This window comes from Paenibacillus sp. S150 (assembly GCF_019352175.1).
GTDB lineage: Bacteria > Bacillota > Bacilli > Paenibacillales > Paenibacillaceae > Paenibacillus_AQ.
Genome location: NZ_JACBYI010000006.1, coordinates 202,122 through 224,451, shown reverse-complemented (window position 1 = coordinate 224,451; position 22,330 = coordinate 202,122). Strand labels below are relative to the sequence as shown.

The following is a 22,330-nucleotide window of genomic DNA, read 5'->3' as shown; positions in this document are numbered from 1 at the left end:
GAGAGAGAGGGATACTCTCGCTTCGCGAGAGATTGCGATGCAATCCTAACGAAGCTTATGCTCCAACGAACCGCTAAGGGTTCTCATCCCTAACAGGGAAGTATATTCAGAACGGAGAGAGAGGGATTCGAACCCTCGCACCGCTTACGCAGTCTAACCCCTTAGCAGAGGGTCCCCTTATAGCCACTTGGGTATCTCTCCAAGAAAATGGCTCCCCGAACAGGACTCGAACCTGTGACAACTCGATTAACAGTCGAGTGCTCTACCAACTGAGCTATCAGGGAACATTCACATGAACAAGGAATAATTTATCATGATTTTGTAGACTAGTCAAGCGTAACGCACCACTTTGGGATCGCTTTCAGCAGGGGCAGCAGATTCCGGTAATTCCTGCGGCACTTTCCCAGCGTTAACACCATTCCCCATCCCCCGGAATCCTGACTTGCTCCAGCAGTCCCTCCTGCTCCAGCCGGCCCGCAAGCTGTTCACGGGTGAGCAGGCAATGGTTAATGGCCTCCATATGCACGGCAATCACAGATGCAGCCGGTGCATAACGGCACAGCTCAACAATATCCTGCTCATTCATTGTAATATGCCCTCCGGTCACAAATTGCGCTCCGCCTGCATTGACGATGATCACCTCCGATTCCCCCCATATTCCAGCCATAAGGCTGCATTGCGGATAAGCTGAATTTTCATCATACCCCCCCTTTCATCCACCCTGACTTCTGCTACAATCTAAGTATAGGCGACCCCTCGTTCTGAATACATTGTGCGGCGAAAGAAATTCAACATTTCTGCTTTCACCCGGAAAGGAATTTTAGTTAAAATGGAAAACTACACAATAGATAATACAGACTACAGAATCCTACACTATATAATAGAAGATACTCGTTTGACCCATAAGGAAATTGGGGAGAAAATACACCTGACAGGGCAGGCTGCCGGCGCACGAATCCGCAGAATGCGGGAGCTGGAAATTATCGAAGGCTACACTGTCCGCTGGAATCCGCAGAAGCTTAGGCTGAACCTTCACGCCTTCATTACGGTGTTCCTCAGCTCCAACAAAACCCACCCGCCTTTTCAAAAATTCGCACAGGAGCATGAAGCTGTGGCCGAGCTGCACCGTGTGAGCGGAGAGGGCTGTTATTGGATGCGGGTGCGCGCCAGGGACCAGGAGGAGCTGAATGCCTTTCTGGACCAGCTGCTGGAGTTCGGCAATTACCGGGTCAATCTCGGAATAGGCCAGCTTAAATAGAACCGGCACTAAATAAATCACGTGGAGGTAAAGATGAAGAGCAAGATTGATCCGCCCAAAATCTCTGAAGAAAACTCCCTGCCGCCGCAGCAAGTACATACCCTTCATTCGAAGGAGGAGCTAAGCCGTTGCCTCATCAGCGATTGCGTTATTGAATATCAGGAAGCGGCGAGGGTGTCGTTCGATAAAGTGATTTTCAGAAATGTGACGATTACCGAATCCACATTGAACGCGATCGAGCTGACGGATGTGATTTTTGAAAATTGCGATCTGTCGAATGTGAATTTTGCCGATGCTTTTGTGCACCGGACGGAGTTTCGGAACTGTAAGCTGATTGGAGCAGACTTCGGCAGAGGGCGGTTTCAGAATGTGCGTATTGTGGACTCTATCGGGGATTTCGCCAGCTTCCGCTTCGGCAAATTTAAAGGCGTGGCTTTTGTGGACTGCCGGCTGAACAGCAGCGATTATTATCAGGCGGCCATGCACCAGGTGGATTTCTCCAAATGCGAGATCGATCAGGCTATCATGGCGGGCTGCAGGCTAAAAGAAATCGACCTCAGCGATTGCCGGTTCTCCGGTCTGAATGTCGATATTGAAGATCTCGCGGGCTGTATCATCTCCGCAGACCAGGCCGCTTCCTTCGCCGGACTGCTGGGCCTGGTCATCAAGGCAGATTAAGGCAGCCGAATTGGGGGTTATGTGGCTTTGCCTTTGCCTTCTTCCAGTGCGATCAGCTTGAGCTTGCCGGCGCAGTTGCCGCAGCGGTAGCGCTTCGGATCGGCCTTGCGCTTGCGCGGGTACTCCGTGGCACAGGCAGTGCAGACAAGCTTATACCGGTAAGGCAGCGGCTTTCGCGCTTTTGCTCCGGGCAGGGTCTGGCAAAAGCGGCTGCCGCCGACCATGGCGAGCAGCTTCTTGAAATCGGCATCCCGGTGCATATATCCCCGCTTCGCCAGGTGCAGATGGTAATGGCACAGCTCATGCTTGATGATCCGCTCGGTCTCTTCACGCCCGAACATTTCCAGCTGCATCGGGTTGATCTCTATGTTATGGCTTTTGATAAAATATCTTCCGCCTGTTGTGCTGAGCCGGCTGTTAAAGCTGGCTTTGTGCCGGAAAGGGACACCGAAGCTGTCCTGCGACACCTGCTCGATCCACTGCTGCAGCTCTTCATTGCTCATTCTTGTCATCGTTTCTCTCACAAGTCCTCTCCACAGGAATTCATATCTCTACTTGAATTGTAACTTGCCCATAGGCTACACTGTCAAGAAGGAAGACAAGTACGGAGGGAGAATGACTTATGCCGAAAATGCGTTATGTAATTTTGCAGCAGCATCAGGAATTGCAGTTCGTGGAAATGCCGGAGGAATATGCTTATCAGCTAAGCGCCCTCAATCTTCGCCTCAATAAAGAAATCGATAAGCTGACAGCGGACAACGTGCCGGATCTGCCAATAGCTATTGCGGAGTGTGATTCCCTGGAGCTGCTGCGCGAGGATCATTCGCTGGAATCCGGACTGGCATATATTAACCGGCTGGAGAATGCTTTTGCTTCCATTCAGGAGAGCAACTATCCGCTCATCTCACTGCTGACAGAAATCCGCGCGCTTCAGGCCCAGCTTGAGCAGTGGTACGAAGAGGAAGAAGAAGGCGTACACTAGATAACCGGAAATCCGGCCTGCCGCTGCACCTTTGGGCGGCTTCCCCCATATGCTATCTTACGTTAGCACGCCAGAGGAGGGGTACTCTTGCCGCAGTGGCTCTGCCATCAGCTCATGAAGGCTTATTCCAAAAAAGACCGCCGTCAGATCAAGCTGCTGAACGAATGCTGGTTTTTTTACCGCAATTCCGCCGAATCCCGTGACTCCATGAAGCGGGAAGTATAGCAGACCTGTACAACAAAACCCATCCCCGTTAATGCGGAGGATGGGTTTTGTGTATATGTGCTGCTGTTGTCAATGAGTTGCCTAGAACATCGGAAAGACGTATTTGACCAGGAAAAACAGGATTCCAAAAATTATAATAATATAGGCGGCATATTTAATAAACGTGGATGCGACAACGCTGGAATCCGACTTCTTGTGTACCTCGGTACGCTCTACTTCAACACTTCTGTCCTTGTAATTCGGTTCCATCATCAATCTCTCCTTCCGTCTCTCGCAGATAGCATCCATTACCCCTCCCCGCTCCCGCTTGAAACAAATAGCCGCAGCTCCGGGTCTCCCCCCCGGTTGCAAGGAGAAGCGGAAATGCGGCTTTCTGTTTCAGACTGTTGTCTTCTAGCTGAAGCTGCGGTTCGACGGCCAGGAGCCCTGCAGCTTGCGGACCAGCACTATCTGTCCGGTATGGTAGGAATCATGCAGAATCAGACTCATCACTTCTTCGCCCGGAGCATGTCCCGAGCCGCCCCAATCATAAGCTCCTTCTTCCAGGGCCTCAATCACTTCCCGCAGAGAAGCATGTATCTTCTTCAGCTTGGCTACCGCCTGCTCCCACGCTGCCTCGCCGCTGTCTGTAACTGTAAAAGTTGCATCATTGCTCTCTGCATCCGGCAGCTGCGGCAATCCCTTCAGCTTGTTCAGCAGACGCTCCTTGTAGTAGGTTAAGTGGTTGACCGTCTCCCAGATGGAATTGCCCGCTTCCCCCTGCGGCTTCCAGGCAGCCTGCCCGCTGTTCACCCCTTCGAGCGCAACACTCAGCGGCGGAGCCCAATCCTCGATATCCATCGCATAATCCCAATTTTGCAGCAAAACATCACTGATCTTATTCTGCATGCTTTACCTCCTAAATTTTTGTGGCCGCAGGTTTCTTAGATTCAATTAGTAACCAGCTTTTCTGAAAAGTCGCCTTACTTTTGCCAGCATACGCATCCGGAAGCGTCACCGCACAAAGCTCACTTCAAGTTGAGTAACGACTTAACGACTTAAATAATGGTTACAATGACAAGATAGCATATTCTCCGCCGCAGATCAAGTAACTGGCAAATATGCAGTTTAACTGTTACAATCAATGGAAAGATGACTTGACCGAAGGAGCGATTAACCGTGCTGTGGGACGATTTCATGAACAGCTATTGGCGGGATTGGCGGACAGGCGACCGCAGCAAGGACAAGGACAAGCTCATGGAACCGGAATGGCTCGCCACCTGGCTGGAGCAGCATGCATTGCAGGCAGAATTGCCGCTGAAGCCTGCGGAGCTGAAGCAATTGCAGCAGCTAAGGGGCTTCATGTGGGCTGAGGTGCAGAAGCTGGTGCAGGGTCATACACCGAACCGGGCGCTGCTGGAGCAGTTGAATGAATATATGGCTGGGGGATCTGAGGTAAGACAGATCCTGTGGAGCGAAGAAGGCGCAGCGCAGATTGTCCTCCTGCCGCAGCGTGCCGATTGGGCGCAAGTGATGGCGGAGATAGCGTCTTCTTTTGCCGCAGCGTTGCTTGAAAAAGAAACCTCCCGCTTCCGCATCTGCGAAAATCCCGATTGCCAGTGGGTCTATTACGACGAAACCCGCAACCGCTCCAAGCGCTACTGCGACGACAAGCTCTGCGGCAACCTGATGAAGGTCCGCCGCTTCCGGGCACGCAAGAAGGCGGATATTGAGGGGAATTCCCCGGAATAATGGATGGTGTGAAGATGCTCTATGTAAGGAGCGACGAGTTCGAAGTTTCCTACTCATTTAAAAATTTACAAATTTCAATCCAGCTCCCGCACGGGGAGCGACAGGTAGCCCTGTATCTCTTACCATATAAGGGCTCAGGGCAGTAAAAGTGCGAACCTCCTAGGGATTTCGTGTGAGCTTCAGGTTCGCACTTTACCGGAGTGCACGAAAGACAATTACTCCAATTAATAAATATTCTCTAAGAAAAGCTAACTTATTCTTCCGTCCTGATAATTCCCTTTTCCTTTTCAAATTGTTCTATATGTTGTTCGATTAAATATTCGATCTGCATAGCAATAGATCGCTTATTCTTATCAGCAATAAATTTGATTTTACTGAAATTTTCATCTTTTAAGCGTAGTGTAAACACTCTTTTATCAGTTGCCATATGTTTTGTACTCCCTAAAAAGTGATGGCATTATTGTATCATTGTGAAATAAACGCTTATAGATTCACATTGACATCTAAGTGGTGTCACTATATAATTTTATTTATACTTGATCTCTATTTTCTTCTCATCGGGGGAACCTCTATGGCAAATCTAGAACAAGCTTTTGACCAATTTCTTTCCATTCATATGGAGTATGCAGCCCACTCAATTTTGTCTAATTCGGATGAATATAAACAATTAATATCAGAATGTAATGATACTTTCGTAGAGTTGGTATCCCTACTTCCTCAAGAATGCAAATTGATTCTTCAGAATTATGATACAAGCACTACTCTACTCCAATGCATTGCGGAAACGTTAATGTATAAACAAGGACTAAAAGATGGCATGAATCTAAACAAACTATCTGGTGAATCGCGCCGATAAGTTTGTTTTAGTTTCGCCTTCTATGATTCGTGAAAACAATTAATTCAAATTTATGACGCCTACTACCTTATTCTCGCCATCTTCTTGAAATAGTATATCAGTTTTCTAATATCCTCCGTGTCGATGCCTTGTTCAGCAACGATTTCAGCACGATACTCACTAATCCCGTTGTTTCTCTGCAATTTACATTTAACCTTACAACGTCCTAACCTATCTTTTTGGAGGCATAGTTCAAACTCTCCCAGAGACATTGCCTCAAGCATGCTAAAAGCTGGCTTGTCCTCTTGCTCTAAGACACTTGCACTCTCCTCCCTCATAAACAGCCGCAAAATTTCCGGATTCCCGCTGTTTAACTTCCCTAAAGCCCGCCATACCTGAGAAATCCCCAATCGCTTTCCTCGCTGCCTCCACATTCGAAATCAGGTTTCCCCGCACAGCTACTCCAGCGTCTTCCCTTGATCGTTCAACAACTGCGCTTTCCAGCCCCGCTTCTATTGCTTCGTTGCTCACAACCGGTTCACCTTCGTCTGCGATGCCCAGTTTTTCTTTGATTTTCTGAACATCGGTCTGAATTTCTTTGGTCCGAATATAAGTGCTCAGCACCATTCCAAAAGCAACTGCAAACAAAACCATAAGGTATCTCATTATATAGATAAATTAATCAGGATAGTATTTTTTCTCTACCAAGTGCAACATTTATCCTCCATAAACCATCTAAGTAGATAGAGGTGATGCACAATGAGACAACCAAATCTAATAAAGCGCGCAAAAAAAATGAGCATCGCGTGCGGAATCCTGGCTGCCAGCTTATCGTTCGGGGCATCTGCTTTTGCTTTTTCCGACCTGAAGGGAAATCCTGCCGAAACCAAAATCAATGCACTGTATGATGCAGGCGTTATCAATGGTGTAACCAGCGGCACCTTTGCCCCCAACGCTAAAGTGACTCTGGCTCAAGGCGTACAATTCCTAGTCAAAGGACTGGAGCTTCCGCCACAGGCGAGTGGCAGCAGTTCTTCTACGGCCAGCGCTCTTTTTGACAATGTAAAAGACAACGCCTGGTATGCTTCCTCGTTCCTGATAGCCAAGCAAAACGGCCTCACTCTGGCGCAGAATCTCAATCCGAATACTACGATGACCCGCGCGGAGTTCGCGCATCTGTTGACGGAAGCCTTGCAGAGCAAGGGTAATTTTCCGGTTACCAAAATGTATGTAGTGGTCGACGATGGCGATAAGCTCTCTTCAGAAGTCATGAACAGCCTGCAAATTCTGCTGAATACAAAGATCATTACGCTGGATAACGGCAAATTCCGCCCGGCAGACATCATCACCCGCTCCGAAGCCGCTGTCATGGTTCATGATGCCGCTGAATTTGCCGCACGGGTGATTAACCAGAACGATACGGAGATTGAGCCTTCCGAGCCGGAGCCGGTTCCGGTCAATAACTATATTTCGGATGTCGTTTTGGAAAAAGCTGCTGAAGGCGTCAACAAAGCCACCATTACCGTCGGCAATCTGCCCAACCCCGGATACGGCCTGGAGGTAGAGCGCATTGAATTCACCAGTGCCACAAATGCAGTGATCTACTTCAAAATCACCTTGCCCGACCCGGATATGATGTACCCGCAAGTCATCACCAAAGGGACGGTAGACACGTATCTGCCCGAAGGCTACACTGCCACAGCAGAGCCTGTGATGGGTTCGCGTTGGTTGCAGTCGAGCGCCAATGTCCAGTAAATTATAGCCACACGGTGAACATAAAAGCACAGAACAGATCATATCCCGCCAGCGTGGGAGCTTGATCTGTTCTTTTTGGATTCTGCCTATGTGATGCAATTTGTTGCACGCTAAATATTTCAAGTCCACGCTCCCACATAGGGAGCGACAGCGATTCTGCACTTAAAAACAGCACAAAATTTCAATTCCTTTTAAATCCACTTTATTACGCTGAATACGAACCGGCAGCAACTTCGGTCTCGATACTTTATACAAATAATGTAATAAATCCGGTGCGAAGGACCCGGGGATTTCATGGGCGCTATACATTCGCACTACCTCTCTAAGGCCGCTAAGGCGATTTTCTCAATTGCAAATCAACCTTAATCATTGTTTCGTCCCCTGATAGATAGACTATTCCATTATATTGTACGATATTACGTAGCAAGCAGAAAATTGTTGTTTTCCAGCAGCTCCCGGGTTCCTCTGGCCGCGCAATAGCACTGGACTCTCCGCTCTCATAACAGCCGCAAAATTTTCAGATTCCCGCTGTTTAACTTCCCTAAACGCCCCGCTATACCTTAGAAATCCCCAATCGCTTTCCTCACTGCCTCCACATTCGAAATTGCAGGATAGAACTGCCCTAAGCTTTCATTGGGTAGAGCTTCGAACAGCATAACAGCTGGATGGACCCGCTTAACTTTTCAGGTTCAGATGATATTGCTTTGCAGCCATGATTCCGGAGAAGTAGATTTACTGTTTCCACTTCGCTTCGTTCCTTGTTCACCTCATTACGTTTCATGAGCCTTCAACTTCTCCGGTTCAATCTATATAGTATTTTTATTACCAAGTGCAACATTTTCCTTCTATAAACCATCTAAGTAGGTAGAGGTGATGTACATGAGACAACCAAATCTAATAAAGCGCGCAAAAAAAATAAGCATCGCGTGCGGAATCCTGGCTGCCAGCTTATCTTTCGGGGCATTTGCTTTTGCTTTTTCCGACCTGAAGGGAAATGCTGCCGAAACCAAAATCAATGCACTGTATGATGCAGGCGTTATCAATGGTGTAACCAGCGGCACCTTTGCCCCCGACGCTAAAGTGACTCTGGCTCAAGGCGTACAATTCCTAGTCAAAGGACTGGTGCTTTCGCCACAGCCGGGGAGTAGCGGCTCTTCTACGGCCAGCGCTCTTTTTGACAATGTAAAAGACAACGCCTGGTATGCTTCCTCGTTCCTGATTGCCAAGCAGAACGGCCTCACTCTGGCGCAGAATCTCAATCCGAATGCTACGATGACCCGCGCCGAGTTCGCGCATTTGTTGACGGAAGCCTTGCAGAGCAAGGGTGATTTTGCCTACACCGAGATGTATGTAATGGTCGATGATGGCGACAAGCTCTCCCAGGACATGATGAACAGCCTGCAAATTCTGCTGAATACGAAGATTATTACGCTGGATAACGGCAAATTCCGCCCGGCAGACATCATCACCCGCTCCGAAGCCGCTGTCATGGTTCATGATGCCGCTGAATTTGCCGCACGGACAATCAACCAGGGCGAAACAGAAATTGAGCCTTCCGAGCCGGAGCCGGTTCCGGTCAATAACTACATTTCGGATGTCGTCCTGGAAAAAGCCGCTGAAGGCGTCAACAAAGCCACCATTACCGTCGGCAATCTGCCCAACCCCGGATACGGCCTGGAGGTAGAAAGTATTGAATTCACCAGTGCTACAAACGCAGTGATCTACTTCAAAGTCACTTTGCCCGACCCGGATATGATGTACCCGCAAGTCATCACCAAAGGGACGGTAGTCACGTATCTGCCCGAAGGCTACACTGCCACAGCAGAGCCTGTAATGGGTTCGCGTTGGCTGCAGCCAGCCTCCGATCCAATATCCAGTAAATTATAGCCGTACGGTGAACGTAAAGTTAAAAGAAACTGAAGCACAGAACAGATCATATCCCGCCAGCGTGGGAGCTTGATCTGTTCTTTTCGGATTCGGCCTATGTGATGCAATTTGCTGCACGCTAAATATTTCAAGTCCACGCTCCCACATAGGGAGCGGCGAATAGTGCGGGTATCATGAATATCAACCCATAAAAATTTCATTTCACGCTCCTACATAGTGAGCGAGGTAAAGAACAAAACAGCTATGCCATCCTTCATTGGACAGCGTAGCTGTTAGAAATTTCAGGTGTAAGGCGGGCAGCTGAAACCTGGCGGTAAGCCCAAGTGGAAAAAGTGAACCTAATTCTCCCCACCTCCCCTGTTTCGAAAGTGTTAGTGGGAAAAAGGATACTTAATCCATCCATTTCGCCCCTTTGCAAGGAAATACGCTGAAATTAGGTTACCTTTTTACCACTATTCCCTCTACCGCCAGCTTTTCTGACCATTTAAGTTCACTAATTCCACTTCACTTCATTGTACTCCACTTTCCTGCACCCACGATTCCGGTTGTTCCTCCTGCAAAGCGCAACCATACGGAGCGACCTACCCGGGCCGAAGCTTCTCTGCAAGCCACGCTCCCACATAAGGAGCGACAAATGTCAAATAAGCCGCGGCTTCCGGCAGCCGATTTCAAGCCACGCTCCCACATAAGGAGCTTAAAATCACGAAAATTGCCATTACCGGGCTTCGAGCATCCGGTCTACGACCAGCTGCCGGAATTCCGGGGACAGCATGGAGAAATAGGCGGTGAAGCCGGTGACACGGACGATCAGATCGGGATGCAGGCCCGGGTCACGGTGGGCCTCCAGCACTTTTTCCCTGCTGATCAGATTGATATTGAGCAGCGTGGCCCCGAGATCAAAAATGGAGCGGATATACGCCGCGATCTTGTCGACGCCGCCTGGGGCGTTGGCCAGATGAGGGTCCAGCTCAAGCTGCAGGGGTGCCGTATTGCCGTAGCCGGGCTGAACCGAGGCAACAATGTTGGACATTGCGGTCACTGCCCCGTCCTTGCGGAAGCCAGGGGCAGGGTTGGCCCCGTGGTTGATGGCTTCCCCGGCTCTGCGCCCATCGGGGGTAGCGCCAACCGCCTTCCCCAGCCCGAGCGTGTTGGCCCAGGAGAACCAGCCCGGGATAAACTGGACAGGATAACGGTCCATCTGCGCTCGGACCAATTCGCTAAACATTCCGGATATCTCCACTCCCCAGCGGTCCCCTGCTGAATTACCTTGGCCGTACCGCCCGCTGGCCTTCATCATCAGACGCACGTATTCCCCGCCGGTCCCTTTATAATCAGCCTTCATCCAGAGGGCCAATTGCTTCCAGGTGAGGCGCTTCTCCTTCACGACCCGCTGCTCAATCGCCGCCAGGGAATCCGCCACGGTGGCCAGACCCGCGCCGTCAATGGCCATGTTATAATACCGCGCGCCTCCCGCCGACACATCCAGTCCCCTTTCGGCAGGTCCGTGGGACAGCAGATTCAGTACCAGCTCCGGCTCGTTCTCCGCCTGATGGGCGAGCTGGAACGCGATGCCGTCCGCGGCGGTCTCCACCGCCTGCTTCAAATGCTGCCGGAAGCACTCCAGCAGCCGCTCCAGGGAAGGCTCTGCGGAACCGGAAGCAGCCGTTTCGCAGAAGGCAATCTCGAAGACCTTGGCAACATTGACCTTCACCAGATCGTTCATGGTGTATTCCAGTCCCGGCAGAGACATCCAATTGCAGCCGACTGCGATCCGCTCCCGGGCCAGCTCCTGCGGATAACCGGCACGGACGAACCCTTCCACCAATGCCCGGTCTCCGGAGTAACGCGGCCAGCCGTTCCCGTTAGCCAGCAAGCATTCAACCGATTTGCGGAAAAATTCCGCATCCAGCCCGTCATGAACCCGTATCGTCAAATTGCAGGATGTGTTGATCATTGCGGCCGCTTCGAGAATCACATAGGATACGCGGCTGGTCATATCCTTCCCGTGACGGTCCGGGCCTCCAAGCTGGTAATAATGGGGATCATTGAGCAGAAGACAGGCAATATAGAAGCGGGCTTCCTCCTCCGTGATCCGCCCCTCCGAGACATCCCGTTCGAAATAAGGCCGCAATAGTTCATCCAGCTGGCCGCCTGCACCATCCCGGTTATATGTCCGAGAAGCCATATTGAACCAGCAGATCCACTGGCAGACCTCCCGCAGCGTCCGGGGAGGCTTCACCGCAATCCATTCGTTCACTTCGTGAAGGTCCTGAAGATTGCGCCTCAGCTGCGGGTGCCGCTCGATGGCAGCCAGCTCCGCGGCCAGTGAAGAGGTCCGCCGTATCCAGTCCTGAATAGCACGGACGGTCTTCACCTCCGAATCGTAAAACCTTGCCTTCTGCGGCTCATCCTCATGAAGGGCTCCGAAGGCTTTCAGCTTCTCCAGCAGTCCGCCCCAGCCCAGCTCCAGGCCGATGCGGTAATCCGGTGCAAAATGGGCGTCCAGCCCAATTCCGCTGATAATATCGTATTTCTCTTGAAGAGGCTTCAAATGGGAAGCATCCAATTCCGGCTTCCAGATCGGGCCTTTCATTCTCGACAGGAAGAACATCCATTTCCCCGCCATGGCATCCAAAGGGTCCAAGTACAGCGGATGCCTCTCCAGCAGACTGCAGAAATTCTCCGTCCATCCCTCATATCCATAGAAGGACCCGTCCGGATGATTCGGAAGGATCTGCCAGCCAAATCCGTCCGGAGGCACGATTCTGCCGTAATCGTCTTCGTCAAGTCCGCCTTCCCGCTCCACCTTGCATTTGGTTTGGGACAGCTTCCGTTCCCGCAAAAGCATAATCCGTTCTGCAAAGCTTAATTCATGCTCTATATCCAGCTGGTTCAGGTATTCCCGAATGATGGTATCTTTCATGGAAAGCCCCCCTTTAACCGATTGCAGCAGCCAGTCCGAAGTCCCGGATGATCCCGTTCAGGCTCAACATTATGGCATCATCCGGAACGGCGGCGCCGGCAAAGGCATCGTGCTTTTCCAGCGCTTGGTACTTTGCCCCGCCAAACGGATTGAACCGCAGCAGCTCGTAATGTTCCGCCTTCCCTTCCCGAACCAGAAACCGGCAAATCGAAGATATGCATTCCGCGGAATCGTTGACGCCGGGAATGACCGGAGTCCGCACGATATAGGGGATCTCAGCCCCGGTCAGGCGCCGGATATTATCCAGTACCCTCTCGTTCCCCAGGTTCGTCCATTTCCGGTGCTCCTGCGTGTCCCAATGCTTAATATCCAGCATAACCAGATCCGTGTGCACAAGCGCCGCCTCCATCCGTTCCCAGGGAAAGGACAGGTTTGTCTCGACAGCCGTATGAATGCCCTGCCCGCGGCAGCGCTTCAGCAGCTCCGCCACGAACCCGGCCTGCATAAACGCCTCGCCGCCGGACACCGTAATTCCCCCGCCCGAACGGTGGTAATACGCCTCATCCTGCATAACTTCCTCCAGGACTTCCTCCACTTCCATAATCTTGCCCGACAAGAGGCATGCCCCGGAAAAACAAACCCCGGCACATCTCCCGCAGGACCCGCATAAGGAGCGGTCAAAAACATGCCGGCCTTCCTCCAGGCGGTGCGCCTTCGCAGGACAGACCTTCGCACATTCCCCGCAATGAATGCAGTTTGAACCATAATAGAGCAGCTCCGGACCAGACCGGATCGTTTCCGGATTATGGCACCAGGCGCAGCTCAAATTGCAGCCTTTCATAAACACAGTAGTTCGTATCCCCGGCCCGTCATGCAGAGAAAACCGCTGAATATCGGTAACTGTCCCCTTCAATGGGAATCACCATCCGCTTCGCTTTCCAGAATCATCGCCGGCAGCAGTGTGCAGCTCCAGCCGTAATCCCTGATGCTCTGCATGCGGACCTGAAACTGGTAGGGCTTCAGGCTTTTGCTTTTGCGGTTCAGATGGCTGGGCGAGACCCTGTCCGTACTGTCGTAGAACTCGTAAACCACTCCGTCATGCGCATACCAGAACGTCAGGACGTCCACCGTTTTCTGAATAATGCGCTGCGCCAGTTCGCGGTAGCCATACTCCTGCAAGCCACGGGAAATCATATAGTTGTAATTGATCCACACCGGGCCGCGCCACATGTCGGTTCCGAAGGTCGGGTCATCCAGCGAAATGCTGGGGATCGGAAGCTCCGTCCCGAACGAGCCGGGGTCCTCCAGATGCCGCACGAGCGCTTCCGCCTGATCCGGCCCGCATATCCCCGCAAACAACGGCAGGAAGGAGGAAACCGCCTTCACCTTTTTCCATTCCCCGCCTTGCACCAGCCTGTCATAGTAGAACCGGTCCTGATCATTCCACAAATATCCGTTCACAGCCGCCTTGATCTTGCCATAGCATTCCTGCCAAAATTCAGCATCTTCATTCCGCCCCAAAACGGAGGCTATCTTGGCCATCATCCTGGCCTCATTCGCCATAAAGCAGGAAAAGTCGATGCAGTCCATGGCCTGCACATCGTCAAACCGCGGAGAGTTATCCATCCCGCATTCATCGCAGCGGCAATGGGCATTGTCTTCCTCGACCTTCCATTCGAACAGCCAATTGGCGTTGCGGTCGCGGTGCCGCTTGTTCCACATCAGGTATTTCCTCAAGCCCTCATAGCATTCCTCCAATATCCGCAGGTTTCCGGAATGCCGGTACAGCTCATAAAGTCCCCACGCAATGACCGGCGGCTGTGTAACTTCGGAGCTTTCGAACGGTGAAGACATGTGCGGGATAAATCCGTCCTCCTGCTGTGTATCGAAAACCGCCTTGATGCTGTCGTAAGCCAGCCCGGCCGAAATATGCTTATTCCCGAGGGAATGGAACACCGAATCCCAGAGCCACAGCCGTTTGTGGGGAAGCCGGTCGGGTGTCGTCCACCTGGAGCGGAACTTCCCTTCCGGGGTGTATACCTGCGATTTCATTGTCGAAAAGCATTTATAATACAATCTTTCCGTGTCCTCATTATTTGTCTTGGCTTCAGGGAGCCGGGCAAAAAAGTCCAGCTTCCTGGCCGCCTCCACATGAATATCCGCCTTCATCGCCTGTGCGGCCTTGTCTGCCGCATCCTGCCCGCTGACGCGGCTGACCGCATAAGCAAAGGAAACGAGCGGTTCCCCGCGGTTGACGGCAAAAGCGATATATTCATCACCGCAATTGTACACACGGACACTTTCCGTGGTCTCGGGAGCGGCATCCGCAGCCTCTTCGAAAAAAATAACCGGCAAAGCCGATTCGGTCGTCTGTCCAATGACGGTATCCTGCGCATAGAAGAGCATGGTAAACGGGTACTTCTCTCCGTTGACCCCCGTAAAATGAGCTTGCACCATATCGGAAGCGACCACCGTATAATCGATATCTTTAATTTGCTTCAGCACCAGCGACAGCTGACTTTTGATTTGCGTATAAAATATTACGCCGATCCGGTCCCCGCATAAGGCACCAACCAGACTATCGCTGTAAGTGCAGGGGCCGTCCAGGCCCGAAAAGGCAAATAAATTTCCCGGTCCCCAAATATTCGGTAACTTCATGGGCTTAACCTCCATATAGAACTCTGGACTGCGGCTTCATTTGAAGGTTACAAGGTCACTGACCTTCACCGGCTGGCCGGTGCGGATGGCCCGGTTCGCGGCGATGCCTGTCAGGATCGACCGCGCTCCGTCGATATGATTGGCTGCCCGGTGGAAGCGGTCATAGACCGGCGTTCCGAAAATATCGTTAAGCATGACCGTATCTCCGCCTCCGTGACCGCCGACCCCATCATCAACCTTCACCTCATAAGGAGCCCCGAACATTGGGAATACCGTGATTTTTTGCCCCAATATGGCGCCCTCCTGCGCTTTTTCACCGCCTGAGTTGACGTACGACTGCTCGACGACGGACATTTCAATTCTTCCCTTGGTGCCGTTAAAGGCGATTCTGTATCCTTCCCACGGCATATAGGCATTCAAGGAGTACGTCATAATCGCATTATTTTTGTAGCGGACGATAACCCCCATCGTATCCTCAATGCTGATTCCGTCGCCAAATACGCTTTGATCGCGGCGGTAACCGTCCTCATGCTCCGCATCCAGGTACATGGCCTTCAGGTTCTCGTTCTGGTCCAAGTGCAGAGCGAACGGGTCGTCTTGCGCAAGCGGATTTCCCGTTGCCCGTTCATAAAACCGGGTCTCGCCCCTGCTCTCTGCGTTTTCCTTTCCATAGAACATCAGATCGCCAAAAGCAAACACCGTCTCCGGCTGGGAGCCGATCCAGAAGTTGACGAGGTCGAAATGATGCGTCGATTTGTGCACCAGCAATCCGCCGCTGTTCCGTTTGTCGCGGTGCCATCTGCGGAAATAATCCGCCCCGTGCCGGGTGTTCAGCAGCCATTCGAAATGGACCGAGCTTACCTTCCCGATGACTCCGTCTTCGATCAGCTCCCTGGCCTTCGTATGATGGGGGGCATACCGGTAGTTGAACGTCACGCGTACATTCCGTCCCGTGCGTTCAACGGCATCGAGAATGTCCTGGCATTTCTTCTCATCGACCGTCATCGGTTTTTCCGTTACAACATCGCAGCCGAGCTCCATGGCGCGGATGATATAGCGGTGATGTGTGCGGTCCATGCTGGTAATGATCACGGCATCCGGCTTCTCCGTCTCGATCATTTGATCAAATTCCCCGGTTTTGTAAGTGCGTACCGCCGGATAACCATATTTCTCCGTAAGCAGCTTATTGGCGTAATCCATCCGGGTTTGATTCGGATCACAAAATGCAACCAGCTCCGAGGTTTCTTTAAAGTCCGCCGCAATCGCCGAATAAAACAATTCGGATCTTCCGCCGGTTCCAACCTGGACAAACTTCTTTTTCCCATTCATCTCTATTCACCCTTTTATATTAGTAGTTTTTTCGGCAGGCGCTGCTCAAGCAGCCATTCGTAAAGGTCCTCCCTCCGGTACACTTCCGTCCAGCAGTCATGTCCGGCTCCGGGATAAACGGTATACTGAACCGGGTTCCCTGACGCCTTCAGCGCTCTCACCATCTCTTCCGTGTAGACGATAGGAACAACGTCATCTTTCCCGCCATGAAACGTCCAGACAGGGGTGGACAGCAGCTGATCCGCTCTCCATGACATGCCTCCGCCGCATACGGGAACAATCGCTGCAAACACCTCGGGATACGACATGGCAATCTCCCATGTTCCGAAGCCGCCCATGCTGATTCCCGTTAAATAAATCCGCCGCGGGTCTACGCGGTATTCCCGGCAAATCCTGCTTGTGAGCTCCATGACCTGATCGTGCTGCATGATCCAGACGGAAGAGTCCGGACATTGAGGGGCCAGGATCAGAAAAGGAAACTCCCTGCCTTCGTCCGCTTCCTTCGGAATGCCGTGCATTCCCAGCCGCTGCGGATCATCGCCCCTCTCGCCCGCCCCGTGGAGGAACACAACCAAAGGCCAGGCTGCAGCTTCATCCCTCTTGTAATCCCGGGGCAGATACAAGCGGTAGTTCATTTTAAAGCTGCGCGTAATTTCCATTTTTACCTCTCGGGCAATTCTCTCCATCCCATCACCTGATTCCCTAATTCTTGCCGGCAGTTTCATTATAGCGGGGGTCTGCCAATACCTTAATTAAAAAAACACTTCTGGCTTTAAAATTTCTATCCATGTTCCTTGGCACCCGCAGCCGGAGAAATATATTGGATCCTTCAAGCCGAGATGCCGCAAAAAAAGGGGGCCATCAGCAGAACCCGGGCTTAAAAACGCCGAAGCTCCTGTGAGGACACCCCATTTTTCAGCATACCTTCGCTTTAATTTTCATGAATACTCCGTTAGAATCGGGACGCTCTAGATCTCTTCATTGCCGCCGCCATTCAGGCTGGCCGATGCAACTCCGTAGGTAAACTTCACTCTGTTGATCGTACTGGTCCAGTTGTCGCACGCCGGATCTCCGTAGGGGAACACAATTTTCAAATACCGGATGCCCCTGGCCGGCTTGTCCATTCTGATGCTAAGCGTGTTGTAGCCGGATGAAGTGCTCAGCATCACCGGAGCGACGGGCAGTTTGGCAAAGCTTACGCCGTCTCCGGAACCATACACCTCGAAGCCGACTGTAGAAGGCAGTCCAACCCATGCGGTTACATTAAAATCGAACGAATAGATGTCCGCATCCGGAGACTTGTAGGTCACAAATTCAGGCTCCATAATATCGTCATTGCTGTGAATGATCCGGTCGTTGTCTCCCGCATATTTATCCAGTTGCCCGCCTTGTACATTTACGATATGGGCGGATTTGTCATACAATTTCGTCAAGTCAACGCCATCGTCCGTGAATTCCGCTTTAACCTCATCCTCGGGAGGTCCGGAGGGTTCGTCAAAGTACTTGAAGGATACGTCCATTAACTGCTCCATCCAGTTTGCCATTCCCGGGAACACAATCTTCAAATACCTGGTTCCCGCCGGAAGACTGCCTGCTGTATTGCTGAATACGGAGTAGCCGTTTGCACCGCCAATGAGCGCCGGTTTTGCCGTAATCCTCGTATAGGTCACGTTGTCCGCAGAGCCGTATATGGCAAACTGCGGCGTAGTGGAGTAGAGTCCGGTCGTAATATCAAAGGAATAAATATCTCCGGCAGGCGATTGATAAATCACATATTCCGGCTCTGCCGGGTTATCGATGTTGTGCGTCATCCGCTCCGCATCATTGTTGAAATTCTCCGGATGGCCGGAAGCGTTCACAATATGCGCTGTCTTCGCGTACAATTTGCTCAGGTCTGCAGCGTTGTCCGTAAAGACCGCCAAGCCTTCCGGCTCCGGTACGGTAACATCCGGCAAAGGCAGGCTTAAATTGTGTACCAGCAAATGGCCGAACTCCGAAGTGTCCTGCCAATTGTTCCCTGTTCCGTTCCACATCAGCTGGCTTTCGCGGTTTCCGCCGTTATTTCCGTCATCGTCGTTGATCCCGACATCAAATCCCAGCGTAATGTCCCGGGCCGGCGTGATATTCAGCGAGGCCCACGGAATGGCCATCTCCACCGTATACCCTCCGCTGATATCCCGCTGGGCATATTGGACATTGGGCAGGGTTCCAATCATGGAAATTTGGCTGTCATGCCAACCGAGCGTGATTTGATGGTCATAGGCATCATACACGGTGCCCTGGTTGTTGTCAGCGTCAATATAAATCTCTACGGAGTCATCCTGATAGGATTGCGCCGAGTCATTTCTGAGTTCGGCGTCAAGAACCTCTATGCCAACGTACAGATTCTGCGTATCTCCAAGTACGCCGTATCTCACGCTGTTATTCGACGTACCGGTGATATTCTTGGTTACCCTGCTGCGCAGGGCCCAATAAGGTTCGTTCAGCATGCCGTCCGTCGTTAAAGCTCCGGACGGTTCAAGAGCGACTGTCACATTTTTCCCATCGTTCAAATACAAGCTTCCAAAAGCGGATGTGCTGAGCCAGTTATCCCCGTTGCCCCGCCACATCAATTGGCTTTCGCGGTTGCCTCCATTATGTCCGTCATCATCGTTATAGGCTACGTCAAAGCCGATCACGGACCCGGTATGTGGCGCTGGGATACCTATGCCGCTCCACGGGATGGCCATCTCGACCGTAAATCCGCCGTCGATATCCTGCTGGGCGAATTGGACGCCGGTCATGGCTCCGATGACGGCAATCTGGCTGTCATGCCAGCCGAGCGTAATTTGATGATCGTCCGGACCGTAGGTGGAGCTGCGGCTGTTGTCGCCGTCGATATAAATTTCCACCGAATCGTCCTGGTACGTTTTGTCCGGATCAGAGTCATTTTTCAAATCGGCATCCAGTACCTTCACTCCGACATACAGATAGCCGGCATCCCACATCGTGCCGAAGCTTACATTATTATCGGAGGTGCCGGTTATCATTTTTTCCACCCGGTTATTGATGCTCCAGCCGGCTTCCGTCAGATTTCCGTCAATGGATGGCGCAGCTTCCGCAGCGTTCCCGTAAGTAACGCCGGGAGTCAGCGAACCGTCGTCTACCGGATCACTGGTTACGTTTACTACAGCCTCAGAAACATTGTGTGCCAGATCCTCCGCCACAACGATGATGGCATTCTCCCCTTTGACAACCGGCACGACAGCTGTAAATGAATTGTCGCTCTTCAGAGTGACGGTAATTCCGTTGACCTTAACCGTTGCGGGTTCATTGACGCTTCCGTTCAGCACATAGCTGGTTCCCGCAGTCGCCCCCGTAGAAGGCACCGTAATGACGGGAGGGTCCGGGTCATAGACCACATGGACGACGGAAGGCGCCGCTTGCTGGTTCAGCTCATTGTACGCCGAAGCGGTAACCGTATTATCGCCGACGAGCAGCTTCAGCCCTGCGCTGAAATCCGTGGGCTGCGGCACCGGCGGTTCGGATGGCTGATTGTCGTAAACCAGTTTGATGTCGTCTACATGGGGATCATAATACACGGCGGCTTCGTTGGAAAATCCGATTCCCTTTATTTTGTCCCAGGCAATCGGCAGGGCAAGCGTCTGGTTGGTTGCCGGATTATAGTGGGCGGCGGCATCAAAATCGGTTAAGGGTATCGTCACCTGCACCCATTTATTCCCGTAATCGGCTGCGGCGATATAGTTTACCAGCGGAACGCGGGCTTCCACAGCGGTACCGTTGTTATCCGATTCCAAAACAGCGGAGAAGCTATCCTGTTTGGTTTTGGTATAGACCCAGAACTGAAGGGCAGCCCTATCCCGGACAGCCGCATAATCTTCCGTCACGCCCATGTACGCCGTATTTACAAAGTCGAAATTAATACGGGAAAACCCTGCCGGATTGTTTAATTTCAATCTTAACGAATACAGGCCTTCTTCCGGCGTAAATACGGTGTCGGCATCCCGGACGGCTTGCGCATTTGTAGTCAGGCCGCCGGCTAGAATGCCTGCCTTGACATAGTTGTCGTTAAAGATCTGCCGGATCAAATCCCCATTCTCATGAGGGGTCGGCGTGCCGACACTATAGGTGTTCTCACTCACCGTCGCACCGTCAAATTCCTGTTTGATCTTCACCGTGGCGCTTCCGTTCGTCCGTCCCGTTACAATGTAGTTCTCTTGCCGGACGTATATCACGCCGCTCTGGTCCAGCGACAGCCCCAAATAGCCTGGATCATACCGGATATTCAGCTGTACCGGATTGCCCGCATTCCCCAGCGTATCCGTGGCTGCAGCAGTGATCGTGTTCATGCCGGATTGCAGCGTTATATCCTTGCTGAAGCTGAGATCATTGCCTACTGTAACCGGTACCCCATTAATAAGCAGCGTTCCCGGCTCATCCAGATGGCCGGACACCGTGAACTGAGGTTCCCTTACCGCGTAGGATGCGTCAGGCGCCGAAGAACTGCCGGATTGGTCAAAGGTTACATGCGGCGGAGCCGTATCCGTGCCGGAGGTGACTACGACAGAAACGCTTTTGGCCGGCAGCTCGATGACCGAAGCCGTTCCGCCTTGAATGTTCCGTGAGGCGGCCAGCCTCATATCCTGCCCCAGCGCAATATCGGGGGCAGTCTGATAGACGTTTGCGGTCATTCCCGTTAAGCCTTTTATATTTACCGTTTTGGCCTGATCCGCCGGATTTACGACCAGCGCGGTCGTCTGGCTGCCGCTCACAAAAGCGACCCCGTCCATCCAAACCGAATCATCCGTGGTCAGCCCGGAAGCCGGATCGGCGTTGATGCGTCTCACTGTTGAGCCGACCGGCACATTGCTGAAAATTTTGCTCAGCACGTAAAATGCCTTGGACTTGGTTACGGTATAACCATCCCCGTCCAGCAGCACCTCCCCTACGTCCGTCGGGTGCCTGCCGTTGGCCCAGCCCAGCCACCAGAACCAGTAATTGTTCCGGATAAAGGCCATATCGCTCGCCAGCCGCTGGGAGACGTTAATCGCCATATCCATCTCGGAAATGCCCGAAATCAAGGTGCTGTATTCGGTCTGCCAACGGTCCTTCTCCGGAAAATGATTCAAGGCGTCCAAATAGTCCTGATATACTCCCGTGTTGTCGTAGCCCTTGGAAAAATAACTGTGGGAGGTCAGGCCGGCAATCGCATTGTCCAGTTCCGTGTCCTGGGTCAGTGCGGAGAAATCCTGACCGAGCAGAAGCTCATTTTCATGGTAGGTGGCTCCTTCGGGGCCCAGAATCTGAATGCTGTTAAGGCCCGCAGCATCCAATTTGGAGCGGAGCAGCTTCGCGACCCGCTGGTACTGCACCCCGTTGTCTCCTCCCCAATAACACCATTCGCTGATGATTTGCGAGAGCGGTTCATTTTGAAAGCTCAGCGCTTGGGGCACACTCGCGCCTTCGGCGGTCAGCCACTGAATGGCATCAACCAGATAGGAAGTATAGGCATCCTCCTTGTCGGTGCGGAGCCGCACATGCTCGGTTCCCGTCCAGCCGTTGACGGTCGGGATGGTTTTCATTCCTACCGGAGGGGACCATACAGATATAATATAGTCGTGCATCCCATGATTCTCCGCAACGTCAACCAAGTCGTAGATTTCCTGCATTTTGGCGCCGATCAGGTTTCCATCGCCGTCCCCCGCGACAGCAGGGATCATGATCCGGAACATGCTGGCGCCCAAATCCTGAAACAGTGCCTGCTGCGCGCCTGTCTTGTCAATGAAATTACGGTTCCAGTCGGCACGGTTCCACGACGGGAACACGCCCCAGCCTTTGACCGTCTGCTGATCGGTGTCCGAGACCGTAAGGTCATACACGGGGCTTGCCGCCCCGGCCTTTGCCGGCCATGCGGGATAGACGGACATTACCAAGGCTGCGGTGAGCAGAATACCGCCCGCTCTGCGGAACAACTTTGGCGCTTTTGCTTTAGTCTTCAAACCTCTCATCCTCCTTCATTTTTGATGGAGACAAATTATTTGCATGAATTTGTTTCCCGCTTAATCGTAA

Annotated in this window: 20 protein-coding genes and 2 tRNA genes; 8 read left to right on the top strand and 14 right to left on the bottom strand. The window is 52.1% G+C overall.

The genetic code is table 11. The features are described 5' to 3' along the window. Positions 1 to 112: 112 nt before the first annotated feature. The 3 genes from HYD27_RS09290 to HYD27_RS09280 form a co-directional block, all read right to left on the bottom strand. A tRNA-Ser gene (locus tag HYD27_RS09290) sits at positions 113 to 201 on the bottom strand. Positions 202 to 208: 7 nt separating this feature from the next. Next, a tRNA-Asn gene (locus HYD27_RS09285) sits at positions 209 to 284 on the bottom strand. Positions 285 to 409: 125 nt separating this feature from the next. After that, a complete protein-coding gene (locus HYD27_RS09280; protein ID WP_219214008.1) occupies positions 410 to 640 on the bottom strand; it encodes an MBL fold metallo-hydrolase in 231 nt (76 codons plus the stop codon). A 189-nt stretch (positions 641 to 829) separates the two neighbouring features. On the opposite strand from HYD27_RS09280, the gene HYD27_RS09275 reads away from it, so the two are divergent. Next, positions 830 to 1,258, top strand: a complete 429-nt coding sequence (locus tag HYD27_RS09275; protein WP_219214006.1) for an Lrp/AsnC family transcriptional regulator — start codon at positions 830 to 832, stop codon at positions 1,256 to 1,258. Positions 1,259 to 1,291: 33 nt separating this feature from the next. Beyond that, the gene (locus HYD27_RS09270) at positions 1,292 to 1,936 is read left to right on the top strand and encodes a pentapeptide repeat-containing protein (RefSeq protein WP_219214003.1); all 645 of its coding nucleotides are present in this window, start codon (positions 1,292 to 1,294) and stop codon (positions 1,934 to 1,936) included. 17 nt (positions 1,937 to 1,953) lie between these two features. Here the strand turns inward: HYD27_RS09270 and HYD27_RS09265 are convergent, their stop codons facing one another. Next, a complete protein-coding gene (locus HYD27_RS09265; protein ID WP_219214031.1) occupies positions 1,954 to 2,439 on the bottom strand; it encodes a SprT family protein in 486 nt (161 codons plus the stop codon). 119 nt (positions 2,440 to 2,558) lie between these two features. On the opposite strand from HYD27_RS09265, the gene HYD27_RS09260 reads away from it, so the two are divergent. Together HYD27_RS09260 and cmpA are read left to right on the top strand one after the other, a co-directional pair. Continuing rightward, entirely contained in the window at positions 2,559 to 2,918 is a 360-nt protein-coding gene (locus tag HYD27_RS09260; RefSeq protein WP_219214001.1) for a hydrolase/acyltransferase, read from the top strand. An 87-nt stretch (positions 2,919 to 3,005) separates the two neighbouring features. Then, positions 3,006 to 3,143: a cortex morphogenetic protein CmpA gene (gene cmpA, locus HYD27_RS09255; RefSeq protein WP_219213998.1), complete on the top strand. Its 138-nt coding sequence runs from the start codon at positions 3,006 to 3,008 to the stop codon at positions 3,141 to 3,143. 81 nt (positions 3,144 to 3,224) lie between these two features. Here the strand turns inward: cmpA and HYD27_RS09250 are convergent, their stop codons facing one another. Together HYD27_RS09250 and HYD27_RS09245 are read right to left on the bottom strand one after the other, a co-directional pair. Continuing rightward, positions 3,225 to 3,395: a hypothetical protein gene (locus tag HYD27_RS09250; protein WP_219213996.1), complete on the bottom strand. Its 171-nt coding sequence runs from the start codon at positions 3,393 to 3,395 to the stop codon at positions 3,225 to 3,227. 141 nt (positions 3,396 to 3,536) lie between these two features. After that, positions 3,537 to 4,031 carry a DinB family protein gene (locus HYD27_RS09245; RefSeq protein ID WP_219213994.1) on the bottom strand — a complete coding sequence of 165 codons (495 nt, stop codon included), beginning with the start codon at positions 4,029 to 4,031 and terminating at the stop codon, positions 3,537 to 3,539. 270 nt (positions 4,032 to 4,301) lie between these two features. Here HYD27_RS09245 and HYD27_RS09240 point away from each other — a divergent pair, with 270 nt between their 5' ends. Continuing rightward, entirely contained in the window at positions 4,302 to 4,874 is a 573-nt protein-coding gene (locus tag HYD27_RS09240) for a CGNR zinc finger domain-containing protein (protein ID WP_219213992.1), read from the top strand. Positions 4,875 to 5,127: 253 nt separating this feature from the next. Here the strand turns inward: HYD27_RS09240 and HYD27_RS09235 are convergent, their stop codons facing one another. Continuing rightward, the gene (locus HYD27_RS09235) at positions 5,128 to 5,301 is read right to left on the bottom strand and encodes an Arc family DNA-binding protein (protein WP_219213990.1); all 174 of its coding nucleotides are present in this window, start codon (positions 5,299 to 5,301) and stop codon (positions 5,128 to 5,130) included. A gap of 144 nt (positions 5,302 to 5,445) precedes the next feature. Here HYD27_RS09235 and HYD27_RS09230 point away from each other — a divergent pair, with 144 nt between their 5' ends. Next, positions 5,446 to 5,730 carry a hypothetical protein gene (locus HYD27_RS09230; RefSeq protein WP_219213988.1) on the top strand — a complete coding sequence of 95 codons (285 nt, stop codon included), beginning with the start codon at positions 5,446 to 5,448 and terminating at the stop codon, positions 5,728 to 5,730. A gap of 264 nt (positions 5,731 to 5,994) precedes the next feature. Here the strand turns inward: HYD27_RS09230 and HYD27_RS09225 are convergent, their stop codons facing one another. Continuing rightward, a complete protein-coding gene (locus HYD27_RS09225; protein ID WP_219213986.1) occupies positions 5,995 to 6,363 on the bottom strand; it encodes a hypothetical protein in 369 nt (122 codons plus the stop codon). 141 nt (positions 6,364 to 6,504) lie between these two features. On the opposite strand from HYD27_RS09225, the gene HYD27_RS09220 reads away from it, so the two are divergent. Both HYD27_RS09220 and HYD27_RS09215 read left to right on the top strand, forming a co-directional pair. Beyond that, complete coding sequence (locus HYD27_RS09220) at positions 6,505 to 7,464, top strand: S-layer homology domain-containing protein (RefSeq protein WP_219213983.1); 960 nt, start codon at positions 6,505 to 6,507, stop codon at positions 7,462 to 7,464. An 879-nt stretch (positions 7,465 to 8,343) separates the two neighbouring features. Beyond that, positions 8,344 to 9,351 (top strand): S-layer homology domain-containing protein, encoded by a 1,008-nt coding sequence (locus HYD27_RS09215; protein WP_219213981.1) that lies wholly within the window; start codon positions 8,344 to 8,346, stop codon positions 9,349 to 9,351. Between the two features lie 715 nt (positions 9,352 to 10,066). Here HYD27_RS09215 and HYD27_RS09210 read toward each other — a convergent pair. The 6 genes from HYD27_RS09210 to HYD27_RS09185 form a co-directional block, all read right to left on the bottom strand. Beyond that, complete coding sequence (locus HYD27_RS09210; RefSeq protein WP_219213979.1) at positions 10,067 to 12,274, bottom strand: pyruvate formate lyase family protein; 2,208 nt, start codon at positions 12,272 to 12,274, stop codon at positions 10,067 to 10,069. A 13-nt stretch (positions 12,275 to 12,287) separates the two neighbouring features. Further along, positions 12,288 to 13,187 carry a glycyl-radical enzyme activating protein gene (locus HYD27_RS09205; protein ID WP_219213977.1) on the bottom strand — a complete coding sequence of 300 codons (900 nt, stop codon included), beginning with the start codon at positions 13,185 to 13,187 and terminating at the stop codon, positions 12,288 to 12,290. Next, positions 13,184 to 14,932, bottom strand: coding sequence for an amylo-alpha-1,6-glucosidase (locus HYD27_RS09200; protein ID WP_219213975.1), 1,749 nt, complete (start codon positions 14,930 to 14,932; stop codon positions 13,184 to 13,186). Before HYD27_RS09200 ends, HYD27_RS09205 begins: the two co-directional genes overlap by 4 nt. A gap of 36 nt (positions 14,933 to 14,968) precedes the next feature. Further along, positions 14,969 to 16,261, bottom strand: coding sequence for a Gfo/Idh/MocA family oxidoreductase (locus HYD27_RS09195; protein ID WP_219213973.1), 1,293 nt, complete (start codon positions 16,259 to 16,261; stop codon positions 14,969 to 14,971). A 14-nt stretch (positions 16,262 to 16,275) separates the two neighbouring features. Next, on the bottom strand, positions 16,276 to 16,920 hold the full coding sequence (locus tag HYD27_RS09190) for a carboxylesterase family protein (RefSeq protein ID WP_219213971.1): 645 nt from the start codon (positions 16,918 to 16,920) through the stop codon (positions 16,276 to 16,278). 309 nt (positions 16,921 to 17,229) lie between these two features. After that, positions 17,230 to 22,260, bottom strand: a complete 5,031-nt coding sequence (locus tag HYD27_RS09185; protein ID WP_219213968.1) for a sugar-binding protein — start codon at positions 22,258 to 22,260, stop codon at positions 17,230 to 17,232. Positions 22,261 to 22,330 lie beyond the last annotated feature (70 nt).